The sequence below is a fragment of the Alcaligenes sp. AB3 genome, from assembly GCF_031844565.1.
In the GTDB taxonomy this organism is placed as follows: Bacteria; Pseudomonadota; Gammaproteobacteria; order Burkholderiales; family Burkholderiaceae_B; genus Alcaligenes; species Alcaligenes faecalis.
Genome location: NZ_JAUZVM010000008.1, coordinates 55,980 through 79,640, shown reverse-complemented (window position 1 = coordinate 79,640; position 23,661 = coordinate 55,980). Strand labels below are relative to the sequence as shown.

The following is a 23,661-nucleotide window of genomic DNA, read 5'->3' as shown; positions in this document are numbered from 1 at the left end:
GATCTCAGGACTTAGTGAGCGATACCCAAGCGCAGGGCCAGGGCCGCCAGGGTGATCAGCAATACGGGCGTGGTCAGGATGGCTCCCACCTTGAAGTAGTAGCCCCAACTGATTCTTGTGCCTTTCTGGGCCAGTACATGCAGCCACAGTAAGGTAGCCAGACTGCCGATAGGGGTGAACTTGGGGCCCAGGTCGCTGCCAATGACATTGGCGTAAATCATGGCTTCCTTGATTGCGCCCTGGGCGCTGGAAGCATCAATCGACAAGGCAGTCACCAGCACAGTGGGCATATTGTTCATGACCGAGGACAGCAGGGCAGACAGAACCCCCGTGCCCAGGGCGGCCCCCCAGATTCCAGCCTGGCCGAATTTGTCCAGCAGCAGGGCCAGGTAGTCTGTCAGGCCCGCATTTCGCAGACCATACACCACCAGATACATGCCCAGCGAGAACACGACGATCTGCCAAGGAGCACCACGCAGGACTTTCCTGGTACTGATGACCGTGCCACGGGCAGCAACGGCCAGGAGGATCATGGCTCCCACGGCGGCAACTGCACTGACGGGAATGCCCATGGGTTCAAGTGCAAAAAATCCTGCCAGCAATAAGGCCAGTACTATCCAGCCTGCCTTGAAGGTTGCCATGTCTGTAATGGCGTGTGCGGGTGGTTTCAACTGCTCAAGGTGATATCGGGCAGGAATGTCACGCCGGAAATACAAGATCAGGACGAGCAGGCTGGCTAATACGGACACGATATTGACGGGCACCATGATGGCGGCATAGTCCGTGAAACCCAGTTTGAAATAGTCCGCCGAGACGATGTTGACCAGGTTGGAGACGACCAGTGGCAAGCTGGCGGTGTCGGCAATAAAGCCCGCCGCCATGACAAAGGCCAAGGTCGCGGCCGGCGAGAAGCCCAAGGCCAGCAACATGGCCATGACGATAGGCGTCAGAATCAGTGCAGCGCCATCGTTGGCAAACAGCGCGGAAACGGCAGCCCCAAGAATCACGATAAAAGCAAAGAGTTTGCGCCCACTACCTGCGCCCCAGCGTGCAACATGCAGGGCGGCCCACTCAAAGAAACCGGCTTCATCCAGTATCAGGCTGATGATAATGATTGCTATAAAAGTAGCCGTTGCATTCCAGACTATGCCCCAGACCACGGCCAGATCACTCCACTGCACCACACCTGAAAGCAGGGCGGCGGCAGCTCCCAGAGAGGCGCTCCAGCCTATGCCCAGACCTTTGGGCTGCCAGATGACCAGGATCAGAGTGGCAAGGAAAATCAGGGCGGATGTAATCATGGGAATGCTTGTCGAGAAGGGTAGGTAGCAGGGGGAGTGGGGGCAGGGCCAACAGGTGGCCTGCCGAGCCGAACTGGTGTGATTTGCCCCTTTCGTTCAGGGAAGTTGGCACGAGCTGGATGCCTTGATGCAGCTCTCCCCCTGACAACAGTTTTCAGTCAGGTAGGCGAGCAAATTATTCATGGTGGGAAAGGTGGCGCTGTAGAGCAGGTTGCGGCCTTGGCGCTCGGCATGGATGAGCCCCGCATTGCTTAACTCCTTTAAATGGAAGGAGAGGGCATTGGGGGCGATGTCTAGCTGTTCCGCGAGGGTGCTGGGAGTCAGCCCGGATGGGCCTGCGATGACCAAAGCGCGAAACACCCGCAGGCGGGCTTCGTGGGCCAGGGCGGCCAGTGAACGGATAACTTGAGATTCTTCCATCAATAGATAATACAACAATTCTTGAATTGTTGAATGAATATGTTTATGGGCCGCAAAGCAGGCCGTTTGCTCATACAAATGTGCGTGAGCATATTCATTTGTCAGGCATTGTGAAACCATCAGTCTGCATCTGCGGATCTGCGGGGAATTGGGAACAGGCCTGGTTTCAATTTGCTATCCTCTACCAGAATGTTCGTCCGTCCGTGTCATTCTCAGCCCGCCTGGTACACGGAATTTCTGACTGCTCCGACAAGACTGACTATGCAAACATCTCTTCTGAGCCGCCATCAGCTTGGCCGCCACATTGCTCAAGCACGACTTCTTTGCTTGGCTTTTTTTCTGGTTTTACTGGTCGCCTTTCCTCAAACAGGACATGGCAAAGAGCCGTCATTGACGGTAGGCGTATTGGTATCGCCGCCGTTTGTGATGAAAAATGATGGAGCCTTTACCGGCTTGGCGATAGACCTTTGGGAAAACCTGGCAGCAGAGAAAGACTGGGCGTACGAATACAAGGAATACAGCACATTTCGGGATTTGCTGGGAGCGACAGAGTCCGGAGCGCTTGATGTTGCCATGACCAATTTGACCATTACTCAGCAACGGGCGCTGAAGGTAGATTTCACACAGCCCTGGTTTGATGGTGGTATGCGCCTGATGGTCAGCTCCGATCAGGGAACGGGTTTTCAAAGTGTTATCAAGGGTTTGGCACAGGCTGGTTTTATCACCGCGTATGCATGGATTGCCTTTGTCATTCTGTTTGCCACTGGTGTTTTGACCTTGTTTGACCGACGCTTTGATCAATCTTTTCCCGCTCGCTGGCGTGATGGCGTAGCCGAGAGTTTCTATACCGTGATGTCTGTCGTGACCTCGGGGCGTGCTCCGGCCAGAAAAAATCTTTTTGGTTGGTTGGGGCGTATCTGGCAGGGGTTATGGCTGGTCTGCGGGGTAGGCATCCTGGCCTTTGTAACGTCCTCCGTCACCAGCGTGATGACGACCTTGGCTATCTCAAACCAGATCAATAGCGTGGATGATTTAAAAGGGCGGCCGGTGGGAGTGTTGGTCGGTACCGTAGAAGAAGACTATGCCCTCAAGCAGGGGCTGGCCATGCGCAGTTATCCTAGTTTGGAGGAGGCCACAACAGCCTTGGGCAACGGGGATGTCGTGGCCGTGATTGCCGACGCCCCTGTGCTGGAATATTACGTGTACACCAATCCTGGTCTGCCTGTGAATGTGGTGGGGCGGCTATTCGAGCGTGACAAGTACGGGTTTGCATTGCCACTGCAAAGTGAGCTCTCCCGAGAAGTCACCTTGGCCGTTCTCGGAGCCGTGGATGAAGGCAAGGTGGAAGAGTTCAAGACCAAGTATTTTGGCTTGGGCCAATAGTAGCCTGGCTCATTGGTGTGGATTCGTCCTTTGGCTCTCGAGTTGCTCGCTTAACCAGCTGGCGAACACTTCTGCGCGCGGGTTCTGATCCAGCGCCTGCGGGGAGAGCAGGTAGTAGGCCGAGCCGTCGGGGATGAAGCCTTGCGGGGCGATGAGCTGGCCGCTTTGCAACTCATCCTCCACCATCAGGCGCGACACGATAGTCATACCTTGTCCGGACAGGGCAGCCTGGATACATAAATAAAAATGCTCCAGCTCCAGCTTGCCGGCTGATCGCAGGGAGTTGCCGCTGAGCCGTGCCCACGTGGCCCAGGCCTGAGGGCGGGAGCTGCTCTGTATCAATATCTGCTTGGTCGTGTCTTGTATGTGTGGGTATTGAGCTTGGCAGACCGGCCCTATCATCTCTTCGCACAACTTCAGGCCGCACACCGAGTCTGCCCAATGAAAGTCGTCGCGGCGTATGGCCAGATCCACTCCCATTTGAGCAAAGTTCACCGGGCCTCCGGCCGTTATCAGGTGCACGGTGATGTTGGGGTACAGAGTGTGAAAATCTCCCAGACGCGGAATCAGCCACTTCATGGCAATAGTGGGCTCGCAGGAGACGGCCAGAGCATGTTCGCGCTGGGTTTGCTGCAGTTGGTAAACCACATCTTCCAGGCGCTCAAACATGGGGGCGGTGACGTGCAAAAGCTGGCGGCCTGCAGGCGTCAGAAACACGGCCCGATTGCGCCTTTCAAACAGTTCTACCCCTAGAGATTCTTCCAATGCACGAATTTGTCGGCTGACAGCGCCGTGAGTGACATGAAGCAGCTGGGCTGCCTGCACAAAACTGCCTGCCTGAGCCGCAGTATCGAAGTAGCGAAAGGCCGTGAGGTTGGGGATTTGCATGGTCGATGAAAACTCACAGAAGGGACGTAGTAATTATCGTTTTTAAATTAGCACAGGATTATCAATAATGACATCCTGTCAGGGCAGATGTGAACAGGAAATGAATTGCTTATGGTTGATTTTCTTTCCTGTGGCTGAAGAATTTTGATTATTCGGACCAAGAATGAAAATGCCTTGGAAATTCGATGGAATCATAAGTTCTCCGAAAATATGCTCTGTACCTGACAAAACTGCCTTTTTGCAGATTGCTGTCCCGCTGGGCAAGACTGTATCTCTTGCCAAGAGTGTAGGACTGGTCCTGCGTTTTGGCTGCTCGTGCAGTCGCTCATAAGGCCGATTTCATCAAACTTAGGCTTGTTAAACATGCATGAACTGTTGGCTGTTGCCACTATCACTATCCTGGCTGTGATCAGCCCCGGCCCGGACTTCGCCATGATCACGCGCAATGGTTATTCCTTTGGTCGCAAGACGGGTCTGATTTCAGCGTTGGGCATTGCGGCCGGAGTGCAGGTGCATGTGGTCTACACGGTGCTAGGCGTGGCGATTCTGATTACTCAATCCCCCACTCTTTTTTGGATGATGAAAGTGGTGGGGGCGGCGTACCTGATGTACCTGGGCTATCAGTCTTTCAGTAACCGTGCTGCGCTTGATACCGATGGCGACGCGGGCAGTGTGCCCAGCGCCTGGCAGGCTTTTGGCATGGGTTTCTTAACCAATGCCCTGAATCCGAAAACCATGTTGTTTGTGGTGGCCACCTTCACCCAGCTGGTGCAGCCGGATGCGCCGTTCTGGCTGAATTTTGCCTACGGTTTCTGGATGTCCTTCGCGCATTGGGTCTGGTTCAGCATTGTGGCCCTGGTGTTTTCAAACAAGCGCCTGCGGGCGGGCATGCTGGCTCGGCAAAGATTGCTGGACAAGGTGATTGGTGTGGCCTTGCTGGGGCTGGGCGCCTCACTTCTCTTTGCCAACTCGGTGCCCCGGGGGGAGCTTGCTGGATAGGTGCCGGGGAGAAAAGACGGTGTGAATGGCCTGATTATTCAAGTTTTAATGAATTTTTTATTGGTTGAATAATTGGAATTATTTTTGAGTTTTTGTTTTTTAATTATTCAGTAATTGTTTATAAGGTGATTAATATTAAAAATTTAAAAATATAGAAAATTATATAAATAAAATTTTAAAAAGAATATCTGTTATTTTTTGTCATTTATTGATGAGTGTCTGGGTATTATCGACAAGGTGCAGTATGAGGTTTCGCACACTACTTGTAGATAGGGAGACACGAATGACTTGCCATCATCTAAATGCAAAAACGATAGCGGGTTCCTGCCTGGCTTTATTAGCTGTCTTGCAGGGCCCTGCCATGGCCCAAAGCCTGGAACCCCGGCTGGATACCAGCCAGCTCTATGCTGACGTACATTTTCATGCATCCAACTATGCCATGCAGGGGATTCCTTTAAAGAAATATGCAGAGCGATATATGCGTGGCAATCTGCAGCAGATTGTGCGCTCGACCATCATGCCCATTCCTTTGCAGCAACGGTGGGACGGGTTCGAGCAATATCAGGCTCAGGGCCCAGGCAATCAGATGTACGGGCCCAATTACTATATTGGCCCCAAGGCAGACCTGTATTACTACTCCTTTGTTGATGCCATGTTTGCACGCGAGTACGAGCGGCTGCCACCGCAATATCAGGAAAAGCTGGATGTCATGATCACGGCGTTCAACCCGATGGACGTGTATGCCTCGCAACATATCAAGCGTGCGGTGCTCAGTTTTCCAGGCGTGTTTTCCGGGGTGGGGGAGTTCACCATTCATAAGGAGCTGGTGTCCAGCAAACTGGCTGGTGAAACCGTAGAGCAAACCAAGGCTCCCTCGGTGCCCTTGCCACCGGATGCGGGTGATGGCAGCAAGGTGTCGCTCTATTCCGAATCTCTGGAATACCTGTTCCAGACGATTGAGGAAATTGGCCTGGTCGCGATTTTGCACAACGATATGTACCGGGTTGAGGTCAATTATCAGGGCGAGCTGGAGCATGTCTACCCCGACCAGGATTATGTGGATGGCTTGAAGCACGTGTGCGGACATGCACCCAAGGCCAGGGTGGTGTGGGCGCATACCGGCTTGGGGCGCTTTGTGAAACCGACTCAGGATCACCTTACGCGCGTCAAGAAAGTGCTGGATGCTTGCCCCAGCTGGTCTACCGATATTTCCTGGGATCTGGTGCAGGACTATATGCTCAATCCCGAGCCCGGAATGCCCAGCCGTCAGGATTGGCTGAATTTCTTCAAGGAATACAAAAACCGGATTCTGTGGGGGTCGGATGTGGTGATCTTCACACGTAACCGTTTTGAATCGACCCCTCCCACCTCGGTGACACCGGGCGGCTTGATGTCGCCAGACCAGTATCACGCGGATCTGTCCAAGATGAGGGACTTCCTGGGAGAACTGCCTTTGGACGTTGGCAACAAGATTCGCTATGAAAACTATCTGGCGCTGTTCAACCGTGCCAAGTTCTCTGTAAGGGCTTGGGAGCGTGAGAATGCGGACCTGAATATCTGGGACATTCCTACACCCGTTCATCCTTGAGAAGGGCCTGTTGCATAGCCATAGCCAGAACCAAAGCCTATGTCTCTGGTCCTGGCAAAGGCGAAAGTAAAGCTAAAAGCAAAAAAACTGCCCCCCGAATATTTGGATAGTTATCCAGCTTTCGGGGGGCAGTTTGCTATCGCACTTCAAGGCCGCCTAGACCGGCTTCTTGATTTTGCTGTCAGACGCCTGGTTTAACGTCTGTTTGGGCATCGCTTAGATCGCCTTGTTTTGCGCAGCCAGCCTGTCCAGATCTTCCTGAATCAGCTTGCGAATAGCGGTTTTCAAGAGCTTGCCCGTTGCTGTGTGGGGCAGCTCATCCACCACGATCAGTTCATCAGGAATGCTCCATTTGGAGACTTGCTCTGTAAACAGATCAATCATGTCCTGCTTGGTGAAGGTGGCATCTTCTTGCAACTGCACCACCAGCACCGGACGCTCGCCCCAGCGCTCGTCGGGCTTGGCAACCACGGCCGCTTCCTTGATGGCCGGGTGAGCCTGGGCAATGTTCTCCAGCTCGATCGAGCTGATCCATTCGCCACCGGATTTCACCACGTCTTTGGTCCGGTCCACGATCTGGATAAAGCCGTCTTTATCAATGGTGACCACATCGCCGGTATTGAACCAGCCATCTTCCGTGTGGGCGGAAGAGTCCTTGCTGTTGAAGTAAGCGCTGGCAATCCAGGGGCCGCGCACCATCATGGCACCAAACATTTTGCCGTCGCGCGCAATGGGCTGGCCGTCGTCGCCATCCACTCGGAACTCGACGCCAAATAGCGGACGCCCTTGCTTGGCCAGCAACTTGAGTTTTTCGTTCTCGGGCAGGGCTTCGTGCTGGGGCAGCAAGGCTGCGGCCAGGCCGACTGGACTGGTTTCGGTCATGCCCCAGGCGTGGCGCACTTTTACGCCCAGCTTCTGGAAGCGGGTAATCATGACAGGTGGCGCAGACGAGCCCCCAATGACCAGGCGTTGCAGGCTGCTGAAGGTTTTCCCATTGGCTTGCATCCAGTCCAGCAGACCCAGCCAGACCGTCGGCACCCCGGCCGTCATGGTGACGCCTTCGTTTTCAAACAAGGTGTGCAGGCTGGCGCCATCCAGTTTAGGGCCGGGCAAGACCAGCTTGGCCCCCACCATCAAGGCGGCGTAGGGCAGGCCCCAGGCGTTGACGTGGAACATGGGCACAATCGGGGTAATGGTGTCGGAGGCCGACAGACTCAGAGCATCGGGCAGGCTCAAGGCAAAGGCGTGCAAGATGGTGGAGCGATGGCTGTAGAGCACGCCCTTGGGGTTGCCCGTAGTGCCGGAGGTGTAGCACAGGCCCGATGCAGTGTTCTCGTCAAACACCGGCCAGTCGAATTCATCTGACTCGTTGGCAATCAGGGTTTCATAGCACTTCAGATTGGGCAGCAAGTCCGACTTGGGCATGTGCGCTTCGTCGGTCATGATGACCACGGCTTTCAGCTTGGACAGTTGCTCGGCCAGGGCCTCCAGAATTGGCATGAAGCTCAGATCGGCAAACAGGACACTGTCGCCAGCGTGTTCAATGATGTAGCCGATTTGATCCTGAAACAGACGCGGGTTGATGGTGTGACACACCAGGCCCGAGCCTGATACGCCGTAATACAGCTCCAGGTGACGATAGCCGTTCCAGGCCAGGGTGCCCACGCGGTCGCCTTGCTGCAAGCCCATTTTCTGAAGCGCATTGGCCAGTTTCTGGCTGCGCTTGGACAGATCTGCATAGGTGTAGCGGTGGATGTGGCCTTCTACCGTTTGAGAGACAACTTCGCGGTCTGCGTGGTAGTTGGCCGCATGACGCAGTATGGATGACACTAACAGCGGGGTATTCATCATCATGCCAAGCATGGTTTTCGTCCTCCCTGGGAGTAAATCAAACAGAACTGACGGGCCTTGAAACTGTGAGTCTACGCGCAGAAAATGGACGAAACACATCACTGACTGTCATGGCCTCCTGATGCACAGTAGCCTAAAACTCACAAATGCGTCTATGTAGTCGTTTGTATTTGCTTGCGTAATGCCAAAGCTTCTGTGAAAAATTGGGCAATCATGCGGCTGTCCCGGCGCTCGGCCAGGCAATACAAGTACGTGTCGGTGCGTACCGGATCGCCCTGAATACGAACCGCTTTGAAGCGATGGTCCGGGATGAACTCCGCCTCGGACACCGTGCCTACGCCCAGCCCTCGGGCAACGGCTTCACGCAGGGCTTCCCGGCTGCCAATTTCCATGACCGCGCGGGGCCGTATATTTTCCTTTTCCAGCGCCGCTTCCAGGCAGGCACGGGTGGTGGAGCCCGACTCCCGCTGCAGCAAAGGAGCATCCTGCAAGGCAGATAAAGGCACACTGTCGTACCGGGCCAAAGGGTGCGACAAGGGGGCGAACAGAATGACAGCATGGCTGGCGTAATGTTCGGTGTGAAAGGCCGAGTCCTCGCAGGCTCCGGCCAGCACGGCAATATCGGTGGCATAGTCGGCCAGATCTGCCAGCACCTGTGCCGAGTTCCCCATATGAATAGAGATATCCACGCCGGGAAACAGCCGGTGATAGGCCTCTACCATCTCAATCACATGAAAAGGCCCGACTGCGCCAATACGCAGTCGGCCTACATGCAGTTTTCCACTGTCATGCAGCAGGTTGAAGGCATCAACTTCCAGTGCTCCCAGTTGCTGCGCGACCGGCAGCAGCGCCATCCCCACCTGGGTCAGTTGGACACCTCTGCCCCGGCGATGAAACAACTCCACATCATGTTGCTGTTCCAGCCCCTGTACTTGTTTGGTCACAGTGGGTTGAGCCAGTCCCAGGGCGCGGGCCCCGGCGCTGAAACTGCCATGACGGGCAACAGCCAGGAAGGCGCGCAGGCGTGCGGCGGACATATAGACTCCATCTATAGATAACTGATGTTTTGAATCCTAAATCGATAATATGAAGGCAATGTGACCTTTCTACTATGTCGGCATTCCTCCTACAAACCTCAAGGACGACTGCCGTGAACAAGAACGTATTTCAGACAGCCCGCCGCTCTTTCATCGCGGCAAGCGCCGCCACTATTATTTTTTCGGTGTTTGGGACTGCCGCCCACGCCGCCCAGGACACCTTGACGATTGGTCTGATCCCGGCCGAAGACTCGCAGGCCATGATCGAATCGAGCAAACAGGTTATTGAGCAACTGGAGCGCGAGTCCGGCATGAAGGTCGAGCCCTTTGTGGCGACGGACTACAACGGCATTATCGAAGCCTTGCGTGCCAAGAAGCTGGACGTGGCCTACCTGGGGCCATTCTCTTACGTGCTGGCCAGTTCGGTGGCCGATGTGGAAGCCTTTGCGGTTGCCGTCACCAAGAAAACAGGTAAAAGCGCCTACAAGAGCCTGATCGTGGTGCGTGCCGATAGCGGGATCGACAATGTGGATCAGTTGAAAGATCGCACATTTGCCTTTGTAGACCCCAGCTCGACTTCCGGCCACCTGTTCCCTAAAGCGGGTCTGGAAAACGATGGCTACAAGCCTGAAGAGCTGTTCTCCCGCGTGGTGTTTTCTGGTTCGCACGATGCCAGCCTGTTGGCTGTAGCCAACAAGAAAGTGGATGCTGCCGCTGTAGCCGATCGTATTTACGCCAGCGCGATTTCCAAAGGCCAATTGGCTCAGGATGATTTGAAAGTGGTGTGGTCCTCCAGCGATATCCCCGAGTCGCCCATGGTCTGGCGCAAGGATCTGGACCCCAGCGTCAAAGAGAAAGTGGCCAAGGCTCTGGCCAATATCAAGGATGTACCCTGGGGTGACCAGGGCATGTTGAATGGCTTTCAGGCTACCGACGATGCCGCTTACAACGTGGTGCGCGATACCGCCAAGGTGCTGAACCTGGATCTGCGGAGCATGAAATGATCCGTTTGCGTGGCCTGAACAAAAGTTATGGCTCCAATGATGTCCTGTGCGGTGTGGACATGGATGCAGAAGCCGGTGAGTTTCTGGTTGTGCTGGGTCAGTCCGGAGCGGGCAAGTCCACCTTGCTGCGCTGCATGAACCGGCTGGCGCAGGCCGATACGGGCGAGATGTCGGTGGCCGGTATTGATGCCATGTCGGCCCAGGATACTCGGGCCTTGCGCCGCCAGGTTGCCATGATTTTCCAGCATCACGATGTGGTGCCTCGTTTGTCAGTGCTGCGCAATGTATTGACCGGGCGTTTGGGGGCGGTTCCCGTGTGGAGCTCGATCCTGCAACTGTTCAGCCGTGCTGATATTGCCTTGGCCAAAGAGTGTCTGGAACGTGTGGGACTGGCGCATAAAGCCCAGGCTCGCACGGATTCCTTGTCGGGTGGTCAGCGTCAGCGTGTGGGCATTGCCCGTGCTCTGGCGCAGCGTCCCCGCATTATTCTGGCCGACGAACCAGTGGCCAGCCTGGACCCCAAAACAGCGCGTCTGGTGATGCGTTATTTGCACGACGCTAGTCGGGAACTGGGTATTACCGTGGTGTGCAACCTGCACCAGGTTGATTACGCCCGTGAGTTTGCGGATCGCATTGTGGGCCTGGCCCATGGCCGCGTGGTTTATAACGGCGCCCCTGATCTGATGACGGAAGATGATCTGGCCCGCATCTATCCTGGTCCGGAGCCAGGGCAGGGCGGTGCTCACTCCCAAGAAGCCAGTGAGGTGGCTGCCTCCTTCCTGAACGAACCACTGACCATCGCGACCAAGGGAGCCTGATCATGGAACACAAATATGCCTGGGTCATGTCCACGCCTACGGGTATGAAGGGCTGGGTCACCACGGCTTTGCTGCTCGCTGCGATTGTGGTGGGGCTGCAATGGAGCGCTGAAGGTGCACAACTGAGCGCCGCTGAATTTGCGGCTGGCCTGCCGCAGATTGCCGACTTTCTAAGTCGCACCTTCCCGCCAGACTGGAGCATTTTGGGCAATCTGGTTGCACCTGCGGTCGAGACCATTCAGATCGCGATCTGGGGCACGGTGCTGGGTGTGCTGGGAGCCGTACCGGTATCGTTTCTGGCCGCCCGTAACCTGAAGGTCAACCGCTATCTGTACGGTTTTACCCGTCAAAGCCTGAACGTGATACGCAGTATCAACGAGCTGATTCTGGCCTTGGTCTTTGTAGCTGCAGTTGGGCTTGGGCCTTTCCCCGGTGTGTTGGCTCTGGCTGTGCACGGCGTGGGGATGCTGGGCAAGTTCTTTGCTGAAAGTATTGAGGAGATTGATCAAGGCCCGCTGGATGCCTTGCGCGCTACTGGCGCACGTCCCTTGCAAGTGATTGTGTTCGGTGTCTTGCCCCAGGTGATTACAGCCTGGATTGCGGTGATTCTGTATCGCTTCGAGGTCAATCTGCGCTCGGCTACCGTGCTGGGCATGGTGGGGGCCGGTGGTTTGGGCTTTGAGCTGGTCAGCAGCCTGAAACTGTTCAAGTACCAGGAGACCGCAACCTGCATCGTGGTCATTACGGTGATGGTGGTGGTAGCCGACCTGATTTCCAATCGCCTGCGTGAGGCCATTCGCAACAACGGGCGCGATTGATCGTCGTTTTTATTCGAGATTTTTTATGTGGCATTTTTTCAATCCTGTTCAGATCGATGCTGGCGAAGGTGCTTTCGAGCGCTTGCCCGAGCGTCTGGGCAACCGACGGGCCATTCTGATTGCTTTCCCGCAGGCACGCGAGCTGGGACAGTGCGAGCGCTTGCAAGCCTTGCTGGGCGAGCAGCTGGTTGCGATTGAAACGGATATTCAGCCCAATCCGGATGTGTCCTGGTTGGCGCCGTTGTACGAACGTCTGTGGCGTGACCACCCCGAGGCCGAATGCATTATTGCCTTGGGGGGCGGCAGCGTGATTGATTGCGCCAAAGCCATGTTGACCAGCACTCCTTCGGGAACGTTTGCCGAACTGCTCGACTGCTTGTCGGGCAATACCAGCCTGAGCCAGCCTCCAGGGCGGGTGCGCAGCCTGATTGCCGTGCCCACCACGGCAGGAACCGGGAGCGAAGTGACCCCCTGGGCAACCATTTGGGATAAGGGGCAGGGACGCAAGTACTCCCTGCATCTGCCCTGGACCTGGCCTCAGGCCGCGATTATTGATCCGGCCCTGATGTGCAGCCTGCCTGCGGGCGCGACCTTGGCCAGTGGACTGGATGCCTTGTCGCATGCGCTGGAGTCCTTATGGAATGTGAATCGCAACCCCGTATCGGCCAGCCTGGCAGTGTCGGCGGCACGGCAGATTATCAGCAGCTTGCCCTTGCTGATGCAGGATCTGTCCAGCCTGGAATTGCGCACTCAACTGGCTGTGGCTGCCGCCATGGCGGGCCTGGCTTTTTCCAATACCAAGACGGCTCTGGCGCACTCCCTGTCCTACGACCTGACTCTGGAGCAGGGCTTGCCGCATGGGATTGCATGCTCGTTCAGCTTGCCGCATGTCATGCAGATGGCCTTGGGGCAGGATGAGCAGCTGGATCAGTTTTTATTGTCGATTTTTGACGCTCGCAACGGCCCTCAAGCTGTCTCGGCCTTGAGCGGTTTTTTGCAAGGCCTGGGGGTCAGCACGGACCCGGCCAGCTACGGGGTATCGCCCGAACAGTGGCAACAACGCATTGTCCAGGCAATGCAAGGACCACGCGGACGTAATTTTATTGGTGCACATGCTCTGGATGCAGTGCAGGTATAAGCCGGTTTTTGACCCGGCTTGTTTTTAGGACTGAAGGTTGCAAACAATGACTCAGAATTTCAATGCGCTCAATACGCTGATGTCGGACAAGGTCGAAGCCGTTATTTTTGACTGGGCAGGCACGCTGGTCGATTTCAGCTCCTTGGCACCGACACAGATTTTTGTAGATGCCTTTGCCACTTTTGGCATTCAAATCAGCCTGGAGCAGGCACGTGGCCCGATGGGCTTGTCCAAACGGGATCACATCCGTACCTTGCTGGCCACCGAGTCGATTCAGGATCAGTGGCTGGCTCAGTTCGAGCGTGCGTCTACCGATGCCGACATTGACGCCATTTACGAGCGTTTCATGCCCATGCAAATCGAGAAGGTAGCGGAATACTCGGCCCCTATTGAAGGTGCCGCTGCGGTGCTGGAAGAATTGCGTGCCAAGGGCATCAAAATTGGTTCTTGTTCCGGCTACCCGCGTCAGGTGCTGGATGTTCTGCTGCCCGCCGCAGCCAGTCAGGGCATTGCGCCGGACTGCATTATTGCGGGTGACGAGTTGCCTGCTGGTGGCCGACCCGGTCCGTTCATGGCGCTGGCCAATGTGCTGGCTCTGGGTGTGGGCGATGTGCGTCGTTGCATCAAAGTGGACGATACCGTGCCGGGTATTGAAGAAGGCCGCCGCGCCGGTATGTGGACGGTAGGTTTGAGCCTGTCGGGCAATGAAGTGGGGCTGTCCCTGGACGAGCTGGCCCAAACTGATCCGGCAGAAGTGCAAGCACGTGTCGAGCGTGCCAGCGAACGTTTGCGTCAGTCGGGTGCTCATTACGTGATTGAAACCGTGGCCGATTTCCCGGCTGTGGTGCTGGCGATTCAGGCACGTCTGGCGCAAGGCGAGACACCCTGATTCTGTGGGGGCATTGAATCAGGCCTGGTAAGAAGGGCGGGGCGACAAACCCCGCCCTTTTTGCTGCCTGCTTGTTTCAGGCGGCCGTGCTGGCGACGGACAGAGCGCTTTGATGGTGCTGCTGCTCCCAGTGCTCCAGACGCTCCTGCATGAATTGATGCAGCTGGCGCAGCAGGGGGGTAATTTGCTGCCTCCCGGCTACCAGCAAATACAGGGGCGTGCTTTCGCCTTGCCAGTCCTCGCAGATCGCGTGCAGACGGCCACTGGCAAGGTCCTGGGCCACATCGAAGTAGGATTTGTACGCAATGCCTTTGCCCAGTAAGGCCCAGCGTCGGACCACATCCCCGTCGTTGGAGACATTCACGGCCCGGACACGGACAAAGGTGGCGGGCTGGCCGTTGCGCTCGAACTTCCAGCGGTCGTGCACATCATCCCCCAGCATGAAGCACAGGCAGTCATGCTCCTGCAGCTCCAGAGGGGAGGCGGGCGTGCCGCGATGCCTTAAATAAGAGGGGGCAGCGCACAGGACACGGCGGTGTGTCGGAGCCAAAGGCAGAGCCACCAGATTGGAGTCTGCCGGATGGCCATAGCGAAAGGCTGCATCAATAGGTTCGCTGTAGACATTGGCCAGCCGATCGGACAGATGCAGGCGTATATCCACGCCCGGATTGGCGTCCTGAAACTCGTTCAACCAAGGCAAGAGCACATTGCGGCCCAGGTCGGACGGTGCAGCCAGCTTTAGTTGGCCACGGGAACCGGGGCCGCCGCTGGCCAGTTGCAGGCTGGCTTGCTGCAAGGCGGACAGGGCAGGACGGCATTGAGCCAGGAATACTTCGCCTTCAGAGGTCAGCCGCAAGTGGCGGGTGGAGCGCAGAAAAAGCTGCACCCCCACTTCCGCCTCCAGGCGTTTGAGTGCCGCACTGGCGGCTGCCGGTGTGATGCCCAAACCCCGTGCCGTGGCGGACAGGCTGGCCGTGTCAGCGGTGCGAACAAAAATTTCCAGATCCTGCAGGGCTTTCATGGCGTGTCTCGCTGGGCTGAGTTCAATGTTTTTATGCTGGAAAGCGAATCAATGGGATTAATTATGACTCTATTTTCAAAATATTTTTGAAGATCATTTCAAACAATGGCCTGTTTTTCTAAAGAGTCTGAAAAGGCACACTGTGATCCACATTTTCATTTTGTTGATGAGGCACACGAATCATGGGTTTAGCGACATCTACTTTGTTTTCAGCATTACAAGTGGGCAGCTTGCAGTTGCCCAACCGTATCGTGATGGCTCCCATGACACGCAGCCGTACCGACCAGCCGGGTGATATTCCGAACGCGCTGATGGCCCAGTACTACGCTCAGCGTGCCAGTGCAGGCTTGTTGATCAGCGAAGCCACGCAGATTTCGCGACAAGGGCAAGGCTACAGCTTTACGCCCGGTATTTACACCCAGCAGCAGGTGCAGGGCTGGCGCCTGGTAACAGATGCCGTGCACCAGGCCGGTGGCCGGATTGTCTTGCAACTGTGGCATGTTGGTCGGATGTCGCATGCCAGCTTTCATGCAGATGGGCAGACTGTGGCCCCTTCTGCCTTGTCACCCCAGGCGCAGGTTTGGGTGGTGGGGGAGGATGGGGTGGGACGGATGCTGGATTGCCCCGTGCCGCGCGCCCTGAGCGAGCAAGAAATTGCAGCCGTGGTTGAGGACTACCGCCAGGCGGCTGCCAAGGCCATGCAGGCGGGATTCGATGGTGTGGAAATCCATGGTGCCAATGGCTACCTGATTGATCAGTTCCTGCGTACCACCTCCAATCACCGTGAAGATGCGTATGGCGGCAGCGTGGAGAACCGTATTCGTTTTGCCAGAGAGGTGGTTGAAGCAGTAGCGGGAGAGATAGGGGCAGAGCGCACGGGTATCCGTCTGGCTCCCTTTATTACGCAGCGAGCCATGAACTGCCCCGAAATCATTCCAACCATCTTGCAGTTGGCGAAGGTACTGGACGGCAAGGGCCTGGCCTACATGCACTTGTCAGAGGCTGATTGGGATGATGCCCCTGAGATTCCTGATGATTTTCGCCATGCTTTGCGTGCCCATTTTTCGGGTCGAATTATCGTTGCGGGCAAATATGACGCATACCGAGCCGAGCAGATTGTAAAGAGTGGCCTGGCTGATCTGGTGGCGTTTGGTCGCCCCTTTATCGCCAATCCGGATTTGCCTGCCCGCTTGCGTGATCAGCTCCCCTTGGCAAATTTTGATCCCCAAACCTTGTTTGGGGGTGGCGCCCACGGGTATACCGATTATCCGGGCATGGCCTGAGACAGACGATTGATTTTACAAAGGAAAAAAGATGAAAGCGATTGCCTACAAGGTTCCTCAAGCGATAGCGTTGCCCGAGTCCCTGATGGATATTGAACTGCCTGAGCCGGTCGCCACAGGTCGTGATCTGCTGGTGCAAGTACACGCGGTCTCGGTCAATCCGGTCGATACCAAAGTTCGCCAGTCGGCCTTTCCTGCTGATGGAGAGGAATACAAAGTATTGGGTTGGGATGCCTGCGGGATTGTGCAGGCGGTAGGGCCACAAGTTAGTTTGTTCAAGCCTGGTGATCGCGTCTGGTATGCCGGCTCCATTGCTCGCCCCGGCACGAATAGCCAACTGCATTTGGTGGACGAGCGCATCGTGGCCCATGCCCCGAAAACGCTGGATTTTGCGGCGGCGGCTGCCTTGCCCCTGACTACCATCACCGCTTGGGAGATGCTGTTCGATCGCTTGGGCGTGGCCCCAGGAAAAGCTCCCACGGACAAGGCCATATTGATTATTGGGGCTTCGGGTGGGGTGGGTTCCATTTTGACGCAGTTGGCTTCCCGCATGACCGCTTTGACCGTCATTGGCACCGCCTCCCGTCCAGAAACCCAAGCTTGGGTGCAGGATCTGGGCGCGCATCATGTCATTGATCACAGCCAGCCTTTGGCGGAGCAACTGGAGCGGATCGGGCATCCGGAAGTGGATTATGTCGTCAGCCTGACGCATACCGATCAGCATTTCGACCAGATCGTGCAGCTTATTGCCCCCCAAGGGAAGTTCGGTCTGATTGATGATCCGGCCAGTCTTGATGTGGGCAAGCTCAAACGCAAGTCTGTGTCTTTGCACTGGGAGTTCATGTTTACCCGTGCCCTGTTTGGCACAGATGACATGCAGGCCCAGCACCGTTTGCTAAGCGAAGTCGCAGCCCTTATTGATGCGGGGCTGATACGTACTACCCTGACTGAGCGCTTTGGCAGCATCAATGCCAGCAATATGAAGAAAGCCCATGCCCTGATCGAGTCGGGCAAGGCAAAGGGCAAACTGGTTCTGGAAGGTTGGGGTCAGTAAAAGAAGCTCGTGCTTCAGCCTGTTCCAGGCTTGGTGCTTATTGCTGTTCTGTTGTGGAGCCGTTTGGCAGGGGCTGGCCGTATGGTTTCGGGTGATGGTGCAGACCCTGTGAGAGCAGTCGTGTCAGGTGATCGATTCAGGCTGCCTGACGACTGCTCTCGAACCAGTTCCACAGTGCCTCACTCTCCGGCGCCAGTTCCACCGCCAGGCCACCCGTAAACTCACGCCACGCAGGCAGGTAAGTGTGGGCCACTACGGTCAGCACCGGATAGCCCTGGTCGATCAAGGCCATGATCTCGTTATTAAAGCCCTGGCCATCCGCTTCCATGATTCCAAAGCGATTCACAATTACCAGATCGGCGGGGCTTTCCAGCGCCTGCCGCAGCACTTCGCTGGCCTCCAGCAAGGCGCCAATATCCAGACAACAGGCCGTGGATTCCGAACCCAGGTTCTGGGTGATGGGATAGAGCGTGCCCTTGTCCAGATCCTGCACGGTGCGCAGGTTATGGTCTTCCTTCTGGATTTCCGGGCCCTGCACCAGACCACAAACGCGGTAGTTTTTCGCGCGCAATTCCTGCACGAATTCCAGCAGCAAGGCGTCGGCGCTGCCTTTGCCTGCATGCACGATGGCCGCAAGGGCTAAGGGCGTAGAAGGGGGGTCCATCGGGGTTTGGCTCCGGGGGGATGAAAGAGGGGCAAGGCTCTTTGTACACGTTTTTGGCTTGCGCTGGAAAGCAGAAAAATCCCTGTGCTGCTGGCCGGTTTTGGGGCCGGGTGGATAGTGGGCTTGTTGTTGAAGGTTCAAGTGTGCACGCCCGTCTGCCTGCATGTCTGATGAATCTGTTGCGAAAGCCGCTTGCCGCTTTGCTATACGGGCTTGTCTGGCTATGGTGTGGCCCGGTTCCATGAGACAATTCATGCACTTTTAGTGATTGATGGGATATTCGATTGGACAAGACTTTTGTTAAGGGCCTGGTGCTCCTGGAAGCCCTGGCCAAGCACGAACGAGGCTCGGGTGTGACCGAGCTGGCCAATCAACTGATGCTCAATAAAAGCAATGTGCATCGTCTGTTGCAGGCGCTGGTTCACCAGGGCTTTGCACGCAAGAACGACGATACCGGACGCTACGAGCTGACCATGAAGCTTTGGGAACTGGGCTCGGGCCTGGCTAACCGGCTGGATGTGCGCGTGGAGGCCTTGTCCTTCATGAAAGAGCTGGCCGAGCAAACCCAGGAAACGGTGCATTTGTCGCTGCTGGACGGGGTAGAGGTGCTGTATATCGAAAAGATCGACAGCCCGCAGCCGGTGCGTGCCTACACCACGGTGGGCGGACGCTCGCCCGCGCAATGTGTAGCAACCGGCAAGGCCTTGCTGGCCTGGGCCAGTGAAGACACCTTGAATCTGGTCAAGAACCGCCTCAAGCCTTATACGCCTCGCAGCCTGGTCAAGTTCGGTGATTTGCGCCGAGAGCTGGAACAGGTGCGCGAGCAAGGCTATGCGATTAACCGTGGCGAGTGGCGTGAACAGGTTGTGGGTGCGGCTGCACCTATTTACGATAGTCGGGGAATGGTAGTGGCGGCCTTGGGGATTTCCGGGCCAGCCGAGCGTCTGGAAGAAGCCCGCTTGGTTCAGGCTGGTAAAACCCTGATGACGGCAGCAGCGCAGATCTCGCGCCGCTTGGGCTATAGTGGTCGCTAAACGTTATAGAAGATAGGTTCCGGGCTGGATGAAACAGCCCGGATTGGAACTGCTGTTAAAGCTTGGACGCCCCTCCCATTTTTTGTCGCCGGGCTGTCCCAAGGCAAAAACTCCGCCTCGGGGGGCAGCAAGCCGAAGGCGCAGCGTGGGGGCTTTTTTTTGGGGTAGTTCAATGTCAGAGTTCAAGATTTTGCGGCCTGCCTGAAGGCCGCAATTCTTTGCTTGATACCGGGTGCGGAAGCAGAGCGCACCAGGGCCGCCATATCCCGATCCGCCTGTTGTGGGCAGCCCGTTAACTGATGCAGATAGGCGCGACTGGTTGCGTCCAGCAAGCCCGCTGTCTGTTGAGCTTGTTCGATGACCGCAGGCCACGCGTCAGGCTCTTGTATGCCTTCAATAAAACCCAGTTGCTCCGCTTTGGCAGCATCAAAAACCTGGCTTCCCGCCAGCAGCTGATGAGCCTGCTGGCCGCCAATCAAAGCCGCCAGTCTGCCGGTTCCCAGAGCTAAGCCAAACTGCAGTCCAGGCATGCGAAAGCGGGCATCCGCACTGGCGACGCGCCGACGGCAGACGGCAATCAAATCCACGCCTGCACCAAAGTTTTGTCCATGCGCCAGTGCGAGGGTGGCGCACGGTGTGTGGGCCAACATCTGCAAGAGGGTTTCGATGCGGACAAAGCGCAGCACCAGATCCCCCTCGCTTTGTTGCTCGTAGTCGCTGAAGTCAAAACCGGCACTGAAGTTGCGGCCTTCACCGCGCAAAATCAGCAGATCGGCCTGGGCCCGTTCCGCGGCCTGGACGGCCGCGATCAAGGCTTCTACCAGATCGGCCGACAAGGCATTGCGCTTGTCGGGCCGGTTCAGTGTCAGGGTCCAGACTTTGCCCGCGCAGTCCACATTCAGACTGGGACTGCTGCTGCAATACGGCGCTGTCATGGGGTGACTCCGTGCAAGATGCTGTCGTTATGTTCGCCCAGCGCGGGTGGTGCCAGACGGACGGGCAAGCCCACCCCATTGATACGCAGGGGCGAGACAAAGGTGCGGGTTTCGGTGTCTGTGCCCGGCAGGCGAATGTTTTGCACCCATTCCATGTGCTCGACTTGCGGGTCGCGCAAAACGTCGGAATAGCGGTTGATCGGGCTGCACGGCACGCCTTGGGCACGGAATTGTGCCAGCCAGTGTTCGGAGTCGTGTTGCACAAAAATGGCTTCCAGCAGTTCACGCAAGGCGTCTTGATGTTTGGCGCGCAAGGTGGTGCTGGTGAAACGCTCGTCCTCGGTCAGATCAGGGCGTTCGACTACCTGACAGACGGAGCGCCACAGCGCATCGTTGCCCGCTGCCATGGCGAAATAACCCCCTTTGCATTGGAACGCCTGGTAGGGAGCATTGCGTGGGTGGGCGGAGCCCAGCTTGTCCGGGTCGCGACCACTGCCGAAATACTCGGAGGTTTGCAGCGCTGCGATGGCCAGCGTGGTTCCCAGCATGGGCACGTCGATATGTGCACCCTGGCCGGTGGCGCGGGCCTGTGGCAAAGCGGCACTGATGGCAAAAGCGGCATACAAACCGGCTGCAAAGTCCGCCAGTGGAACACCGCATTTGACGGGGGCTCCACCTGCTTCGCCCGTCACGCTCATCACGCCGCTCATGGCCTGAATCGTCAGGTCAAAACCGCCTTCCTGCGAACGAGGGCCGCTTTGTCCATAGGCGGAAATTGAGCAATACAGCAGTCTGGGATTAATAGCTTTCAGACTTTCGTAGTCCAGTCCTAAACGCTGCATGACGCCAGGCCGGTTGTTCTCCAGCAAGACATCGGCATCCAGCACCAGTTGGCGTGCCTTGGCCACATCTTCAGGGTTCTTCAAGTCCAGCGTGACCGAGCGCTTGTTGCGGTTCAGCGAAGCGAAGTTCTCGCTATACCCTTGGTTGATGGGCGGCCAGCTACGCAAGGTGTCACCCCCCTTGGGGTGTTCGATCTTGATGACGTCGGCCCCCATATCGGCCAACAACATACCGCAGTACGGGCCTGCGGCCACATTGCAAAATTCCAGTATCCGAACCCCGTTCAGGGGCAATGTCGTATCCATGAATCAGCTCCAGAGCGTGATAGGTAAATGGGGGCCGACAGGGCCTTAGGCGTTCACATCAACCACGATGCGGCCGCGTACCTTGCCTTCCAGTAGCTGGCCGGCCTGATCAATGGCTTGGGAAAGCGTGATGGTGCTGGCACCGATGCGCTCCAGGGCTTCGATAGACAAATGCTTGGCCAGCAAATCCCAGGCCGCCAGGCGCTCGGGTTTGGGGCAATGCACGCTATCCACCCCAATCAACTGCACGCCGCGCAGAATGAAGGGGGCCACGGAAGCAGGGAAGTCCATGCCTTGAGCCAGACCGCAAGCAGCGACTGCACCCAGGTATTGCGTGCCTGCGACAACATTGGCCAGCGTGTGGCTGCCCACACTGTCGATGGCACCGGCCCAGCGTTCCTTGCCCAGCGGTTTGCCGGGTTCGCTCAAGGTGTTGCGGTCCACAATCTCGCTGGCGCCCAGCGCCTTCAGATAGCTTTCTTCCTGAGGACGGCCCGTGCTGGCCATCACGGTGTAGCCCAGTGCATGCAGCAAGGCCACGCTGACACTGCCTACGCCACCAGCGGCACCCGTCACCAGAATCGGGCCCTTGTCGGGCGTGACGCCCTGGCGCTGCAAGGCACGTACGCACAGGGCGGCGGTATAGCCTGCGGTGCCAATCATCATGGCTTGCTGGGTAGAGAAAGCCTCAGGCAGGGGAATCAGCCAATCGCCTTTCACGCGTGCCTGTTGTGCCAGGCCACCCCAATGTACTTCGCCCAAGCCCCAGCCATTGAGCACCACTTTCTGGCCGGACTTGAAATTCGGGTCGCTGCTGTCGGTCACCGTGCCGGCAAAGTCGATGCCGGGCACCATGGGAAACTGGCGTACCACCGGGGATTTGCCCGTCATGGCCAAGCCGTCTTTGAAGTTCAGGGTGGAGTAGTCGATGCGAACCGTGACCTGGCCTTCGGGCAGGGCGGACTCGTCCAGCGATTGCAGGCTGGCCTTGTATTGGCCGTCGGTTTTGTCGATGACGATGGCAGAGAACATGAATGAATTCCTTCGATCAGTTAAGGGTTTGTGTTCTGATATTTGGAACAGCGTTCTTCAAAATGACATAAAAAATCTGTATTTTCATTTTATCCAGAAGCTCGTTGCGGTCAAGCCCAAAGCGACAAGATGATCGGACTGGGGAAATCCCGAGGGGCTTTAATAGTTGACACTTGAAATCAAATCTCCCTATATTTGAACCGTTGTCCTAAGTTGCTTGTGTTGTTGCTGTCTGTTGTATTCAAGCCGTTTTCACGGCATTTTTAATATCAAAAACAAGAACAGCGTTCTATATATTGGAACACCAAGAGAGAAAAACTCTCACACAGGAGGCAAGGATCATGTTCAGTTCTTTTTTTTCGCGCACCGGGTTTCTACGCACAGTACTGGTCTCGGGACTGGCGGCAGTCAGCAGCTTTTCTGCCCCGGCGGCCATCGCGGCCGATACCTATCCCAGCCGTGAAGTGACCTTTGTGGTTCCCTATCCCCCGGGCGGCAACAGCGACAATCTGGCGCGTCTTTTTGCCGACCGTCTGCGCGTCAAGCTTGGCGTTCCCATCGTGATTGAAAACCGGCCCGGCGGCACTACCTCGCTGGGTACGTCTATCGTGGGTCGTGCCAAACCCGATGGCTATACCTTGTTGTTGGCCACCAGCACCGCCTTCACCGTGCTGCCCTATATACGCGACGTGCCTTATGACCCGGTCAAGGGCTTTGATTTTGTGGGTAGCCTGGCAGGGTATCTGCCCATCATGACGGTGCGCAATGATTTGCCCGTCTCCAATCTGAAAGAGTTTGTCGAACTGGCTCGCAAGGAGCCCGGCACCCTGACCTATGGCTCGGCAGGTATTGCGTCTGGCGGTCATTTGGCGGGCGAGATTCTGGAAAACTCCCAGAAGCTGGACCTGTTGCACGTGCCGTTCAAAGGCTCGGCAGACACCATGACGGCCTTGATGGGCAATCACATCGATTTCTTTATTGATGGTGTCGGGCTGGAACTGGTGAAAAGCGGCAAGGCCAAAGCCTTGGTGACGTATGCCAGCGTGCGCCATCCCGAACTGCCGGATGTGCCCACACCGAAAGAAGCCGGTTTTGATCTGGCCTTGCCCTTTGAAGGGTTCTGGGGGTTGGCGGTACCGGCAGGCACGCCTGACGATGTCATGAAGAAGCTGGCCAAGGCTACCGAAGAAATCCTGGCCGAGCCGCAGACCCAGGAGCGTTTCCACCGCATCAGCGTCAGTGCCAGTTGGAAAGATGGCGATGCGTATGCCAAAGATCTGGAAAAGAGCCGGGCTTATTACAGCGAGCTGCTCAAGACCATCAAGATGAGCGATGACTAAACGCTCACAGAACCAC

22 protein-coding genes are annotated in these 23,661 nt (G+C 56.6%); 12 read left to right on the top strand and 10 right to left on the bottom strand.

The genetic code is table 11. From position 1 onward, the window contains the following. Positions 1–11: 11 nt before the first annotated feature. The gene (locus Q9R35_RS15140) at positions 12–1,301 is read right to left on the bottom strand and encodes an arsenic transporter (protein ID WP_236779474.1); all 1,290 of its coding nucleotides are present in this window, start codon (positions 1,299–1,301) and stop codon (positions 12–14) included. Between the two features lie 96 nt (positions 1,302–1,397). After that, positions 1,398–1,721, bottom strand: coding sequence for a helix-turn-helix domain-containing protein (locus tag Q9R35_RS15135; protein WP_311220092.1), 324 nt, complete (start codon positions 1,719–1,721; stop codon positions 1,398–1,400). Positions 1,722–1,982: 261 nt separating this feature from the next. Between Q9R35_RS15135 and Q9R35_RS15130 the strand changes: the two genes are divergently transcribed. Continuing rightward, positions 1,983–3,104 (top strand): transporter substrate-binding domain-containing protein, encoded by a 1,122-nt coding sequence (locus Q9R35_RS15130; protein WP_080723794.1) that lies wholly within the window; start codon positions 1,983–1,985, stop codon positions 3,102–3,104. 9 nt (positions 3,105–3,113) lie between these two features. Here Q9R35_RS15130 and Q9R35_RS15125 read toward each other — a convergent pair whose 3' ends face one another. Beyond that, complete coding sequence (locus Q9R35_RS15125) at positions 3,114–3,992, bottom strand: LysR substrate-binding domain-containing protein (protein ID WP_063689854.1); 879 nt, start codon at positions 3,990–3,992, stop codon at positions 3,114–3,116. Positions 3,993–4,355: 363 nt separating this feature from the next. Here Q9R35_RS15125 and Q9R35_RS15120 point away from each other — a divergent pair, with 363 nt between their 5' ends. Then, positions 4,356–4,991, top strand: coding sequence for a LysE family translocator (locus tag Q9R35_RS15120; protein WP_252605488.1), 636 nt, complete (start codon positions 4,356–4,358; stop codon positions 4,989–4,991). 283 nt (positions 4,992–5,274) lie between these two features. Continuing rightward, on the top strand, positions 5,275–6,579 hold the full coding sequence (locus Q9R35_RS15115; protein ID WP_311220072.1) for a hypothetical protein: 1,305 nt from the start codon (positions 5,275–5,277) through the stop codon (positions 6,577–6,579). A gap of 216 nt (positions 6,580–6,795) precedes the next feature. On the opposite strand, the gene Q9R35_RS15110 is transcribed toward Q9R35_RS15115, so the two are convergent. Both Q9R35_RS15110 and Q9R35_RS15105 read right to left on the bottom strand, forming a co-directional pair. Continuing rightward, positions 6,796–8,442 carry a long-chain-fatty-acid--CoA ligase gene (locus Q9R35_RS15110; protein WP_149720818.1) on the bottom strand — a complete coding sequence of 549 codons (1,647 nt, stop codon included), beginning with the start codon at positions 8,440–8,442 and terminating at the stop codon, positions 6,796–6,798. 140 nt (positions 8,443–8,582) lie between these two features. Continuing rightward, a complete protein-coding gene (locus Q9R35_RS15105) occupies positions 8,583–9,467 on the bottom strand; it encodes a LysR substrate-binding domain-containing protein (protein ID WP_045929688.1) in 885 nt (294 codons plus the stop codon). Between the two features lie 113 nt (positions 9,468–9,580). Between Q9R35_RS15105 and phnD the strand changes: the two genes are divergently transcribed. Genes phnD through phnX form a run of 5 tightly spaced genes read left to right on the top strand, consistent with a single transcriptional unit; the run spans position 9,581 to position 14,134 of the window. Next, entirely contained in the window at positions 9,581–10,471 is an 891-nt protein-coding gene (gene phnD / locus Q9R35_RS15100; protein WP_371317327.1) for a phosphonate ABC transporter substrate-binding protein, read from the top strand. Next, complete coding sequence (gene phnC, locus Q9R35_RS15095; protein ID WP_063693280.1) at positions 10,468–11,289, top strand: phosphonate ABC transporter ATP-binding protein; 822 nt, start codon at positions 10,468–10,470, stop codon at positions 11,287–11,289. Before phnD ends, phnC begins: the two co-directional genes overlap by 4 nt. Positions 11,290–11,291: 2 nt before the next feature. After that, the gene (gene phnE, locus Q9R35_RS15090; protein ID WP_172400376.1) at positions 11,292–12,107 is read left to right on the top strand and encodes a phosphonate ABC transporter, permease protein PhnE; all 816 of its coding nucleotides are present in this window, start codon (positions 11,292–11,294) and stop codon (positions 12,105–12,107) included. 25 nt (positions 12,108–12,132) lie between these two features. Then, positions 12,133–13,245 (top strand): iron-containing alcohol dehydrogenase PsrA, encoded by a 1,113-nt coding sequence (gene psrA, locus Q9R35_RS15085; RefSeq protein ID WP_311220071.1) that lies wholly within the window; start codon positions 12,133–12,135, stop codon positions 13,243–13,245. A gap of 46 nt (positions 13,246–13,291) precedes the next feature. Further along, a complete protein-coding gene (gene phnX / locus Q9R35_RS15080; RefSeq protein ID WP_086069177.1) occupies positions 13,292–14,134 on the top strand; it encodes a phosphonoacetaldehyde hydrolase in 843 nt (280 codons plus the stop codon). A 76-nt stretch (positions 14,135–14,210) separates the two neighbouring features. On the opposite strand, the gene Q9R35_RS15075 is transcribed toward phnX, so the two are convergent. Beyond that, positions 14,211–15,155, bottom strand: coding sequence for a LysR family transcriptional regulator (locus Q9R35_RS15075; protein ID WP_125302639.1), 945 nt, complete (start codon positions 15,153–15,155; stop codon positions 14,211–14,213). 182 nt (positions 15,156–15,337) lie between these two features. On the opposite strand from Q9R35_RS15075, the gene Q9R35_RS15070 reads away from it, so the two are divergent. Both Q9R35_RS15070 and Q9R35_RS15065 read left to right on the top strand, forming a co-directional pair. Next, positions 15,338–16,438 (top strand): alkene reductase, encoded by a 1,101-nt coding sequence (locus tag Q9R35_RS15070; RefSeq protein ID WP_311220070.1) that lies wholly within the window; start codon positions 15,338–15,340, stop codon positions 16,436–16,438. 31 nt (positions 16,439–16,469) lie between these two features. Then, positions 16,470–17,492 (top strand): zinc-binding alcohol dehydrogenase family protein, encoded by a 1,023-nt coding sequence (locus Q9R35_RS15065; RefSeq protein WP_125302647.1) that lies wholly within the window; start codon positions 16,470–16,472, stop codon positions 17,490–17,492. A gap of 136 nt (positions 17,493–17,628) precedes the next feature. Here the strand turns inward: Q9R35_RS15065 and Q9R35_RS15060 are convergent, their stop codons facing one another. Further along, positions 17,629–18,156, bottom strand: coding sequence for a DUF2478 domain-containing protein (locus Q9R35_RS15060; protein ID WP_311220069.1), 528 nt, complete (start codon positions 18,154–18,156; stop codon positions 17,629–17,631). A 284-nt stretch (positions 18,157–18,440) separates the two neighbouring features. On the opposite strand from Q9R35_RS15060, the gene Q9R35_RS15055 reads away from it, so the two are divergent. Then, positions 18,441–19,190 (top strand): IclR family transcriptional regulator, encoded by a 750-nt coding sequence (locus tag Q9R35_RS15055; RefSeq protein WP_045929699.1) that lies wholly within the window; start codon positions 18,441–18,443, stop codon positions 19,188–19,190. A 182-nt stretch (positions 19,191–19,372) separates the two neighbouring features. On the opposite strand, the gene Q9R35_RS15050 is transcribed toward Q9R35_RS15055, so the two are convergent. Genes Q9R35_RS15050 through Q9R35_RS15040 form a run of 3 tightly spaced genes read right to left on the bottom strand, consistent with a single transcriptional unit; the run spans position 19,373 to position 22,305 of the window. Further along, complete coding sequence (locus Q9R35_RS15050; RefSeq protein WP_063693307.1) at positions 19,373–20,125, bottom strand: enoyl-CoA hydratase/isomerase family protein; 753 nt, start codon at positions 20,123–20,125, stop codon at positions 19,373–19,375. Further along, the gene (locus Q9R35_RS15045; protein WP_086069167.1) at positions 20,122–21,273 is read right to left on the bottom strand and encodes a CaiB/BaiF CoA-transferase family protein; all 1,152 of its coding nucleotides are present in this window, start codon (positions 21,271–21,273) and stop codon (positions 20,122–20,124) included. Before Q9R35_RS15045 ends, Q9R35_RS15050 begins: the two co-directional genes overlap by 4 nt. Before the next feature lie 45 nt (positions 21,274–21,318). After that, positions 21,319–22,305 carry an MDR family oxidoreductase gene (locus tag Q9R35_RS15040; RefSeq protein ID WP_045929734.1) on the bottom strand — a complete coding sequence of 329 codons (987 nt, stop codon included), beginning with the start codon at positions 22,303–22,305 and terminating at the stop codon, positions 21,319–21,321. 341 nt (positions 22,306–22,646) lie between these two features. On the opposite strand from Q9R35_RS15040, the gene Q9R35_RS15035 reads away from it, so the two are divergent. Continuing rightward, the gene (locus Q9R35_RS15035) at positions 22,647–23,645 is read left to right on the top strand and encodes a tripartite tricarboxylate transporter substrate binding protein (RefSeq protein WP_086061529.1); all 999 of its coding nucleotides are present in this window, start codon (positions 22,647–22,649) and stop codon (positions 23,643–23,645) included. The last annotated feature ends 16 nt before the right edge of the window (positions 23,646–23,661 follow it).

Excerpts from the sequence above, each read along its gene's own strand:
- Q9R35_RS15135 (WP_311220092.1), bottom strand. The coding sequence starts at position 1,721 with ATGGAAGAATCTCAAGTTATCCGTTCACTGGCCGCCCTGGCCCACGAA.
- Q9R35_RS15140 (WP_236779474.1), bottom strand. The coding sequence starts at position 1,301 with ATGATTACATCCGCCCTGATTTTCCTTGCCACTCTGATCCTGGTCATC.
- phnX (WP_086069177.1), top strand. The coding sequence starts at position 13,292 with ATGACTCAGAATTTCAATGCGCTCAATACGCTGATGTCGGACAAGGTC.
- psrA (WP_311220071.1), top strand. The coding sequence starts at position 12,133 with ATGTGGCATTTTTTCAATCCTGTTCAGATCGATGCTGGCGAAGGTGCT.
- Q9R35_RS15110 (WP_149720818.1), bottom strand. The coding sequence starts at position 8,442 with ATGCTTGGCATGATGATGAATACCCCGCTGTTAGTGTCATCCATACTG.
- Q9R35_RS15105 (WP_045929688.1), bottom strand. The coding sequence starts at position 9,467 with ATGTCCGCCGCACGCCTGCGCGCCTTCCTGGCTGTTGCCCGTCATGGC.
- Q9R35_RS15065 (WP_125302647.1), top strand. The coding sequence starts at position 16,470 with ATGAAAGCGATTGCCTACAAGGTTCCTCAAGCGATAGCGTTGCCCGAG.
- Q9R35_RS15115 (WP_311220072.1), top strand. The coding sequence starts at position 5,275 with ATGACTTGCCATCATCTAAATGCAAAAACGATAGCGGGTTCCTGCCTG.
- Q9R35_RS15040 (WP_045929734.1), bottom strand. The coding sequence starts at position 22,305 with ATGTTCTCTGCCATCGTCATCGACAAAACCGACGGCCAATACAAGGCC.
- phnC (WP_063693280.1), top strand. The coding sequence starts at position 10,468 with ATGATCCGTTTGCGTGGCCTGAACAAAAGTTATGGCTCCAATGATGTC.
- Q9R35_RS15045 (WP_086069167.1), bottom strand. The coding sequence starts at position 21,273 with ATGGATACGACATTGCCCCTGAACGGGGTTCGGATACTGGAATTTTGC.
- Q9R35_RS15125 (WP_063689854.1), bottom strand. The coding sequence starts at position 3,992 with ATGCAAATCCCCAACCTCACGGCCTTTCGCTACTTCGATACTGCGGCT.
- Q9R35_RS15120 (WP_252605488.1), top strand. The coding sequence starts at position 4,356 with ATGCATGAACTGTTGGCTGTTGCCACTATCACTATCCTGGCTGTGATC.
- Q9R35_RS15035 (WP_086061529.1), top strand. The coding sequence starts at position 22,647 with ATGTTCAGTTCTTTTTTTTCGCGCACCGGGTTTCTACGCACAGTACTG.
- Q9R35_RS15075 (WP_125302639.1), bottom strand. The coding sequence starts at position 15,155 with ATGAAAGCCCTGCAGGATCTGGAAATTTTTGTTCGCACCGCTGACACG.
- Q9R35_RS15070 (WP_311220070.1), top strand. The coding sequence starts at position 15,338 with ATGGGTTTAGCGACATCTACTTTGTTTTCAGCATTACAAGTGGGCAGC.
- Q9R35_RS15060 (WP_311220069.1), bottom strand. The coding sequence starts at position 18,156 with ATGGACCCCCCTTCTACGCCCTTAGCCCTTGCGGCCATCGTGCATGCA.
- Q9R35_RS15130 (WP_080723794.1), top strand. The coding sequence starts at position 1,983 with ATGCAAACATCTCTTCTGAGCCGCCATCAGCTTGGCCGCCACATTGCT.
- phnE (WP_172400376.1), top strand. The coding sequence starts at position 11,292 with ATGGAACACAAATATGCCTGGGTCATGTCCACGCCTACGGGTATGAAG.
- Q9R35_RS15050 (WP_063693307.1), bottom strand. The coding sequence starts at position 20,125 with ATGACAGCGCCGTATTGCAGCAGCAGTCCCAGTCTGAATGTGGACTGC.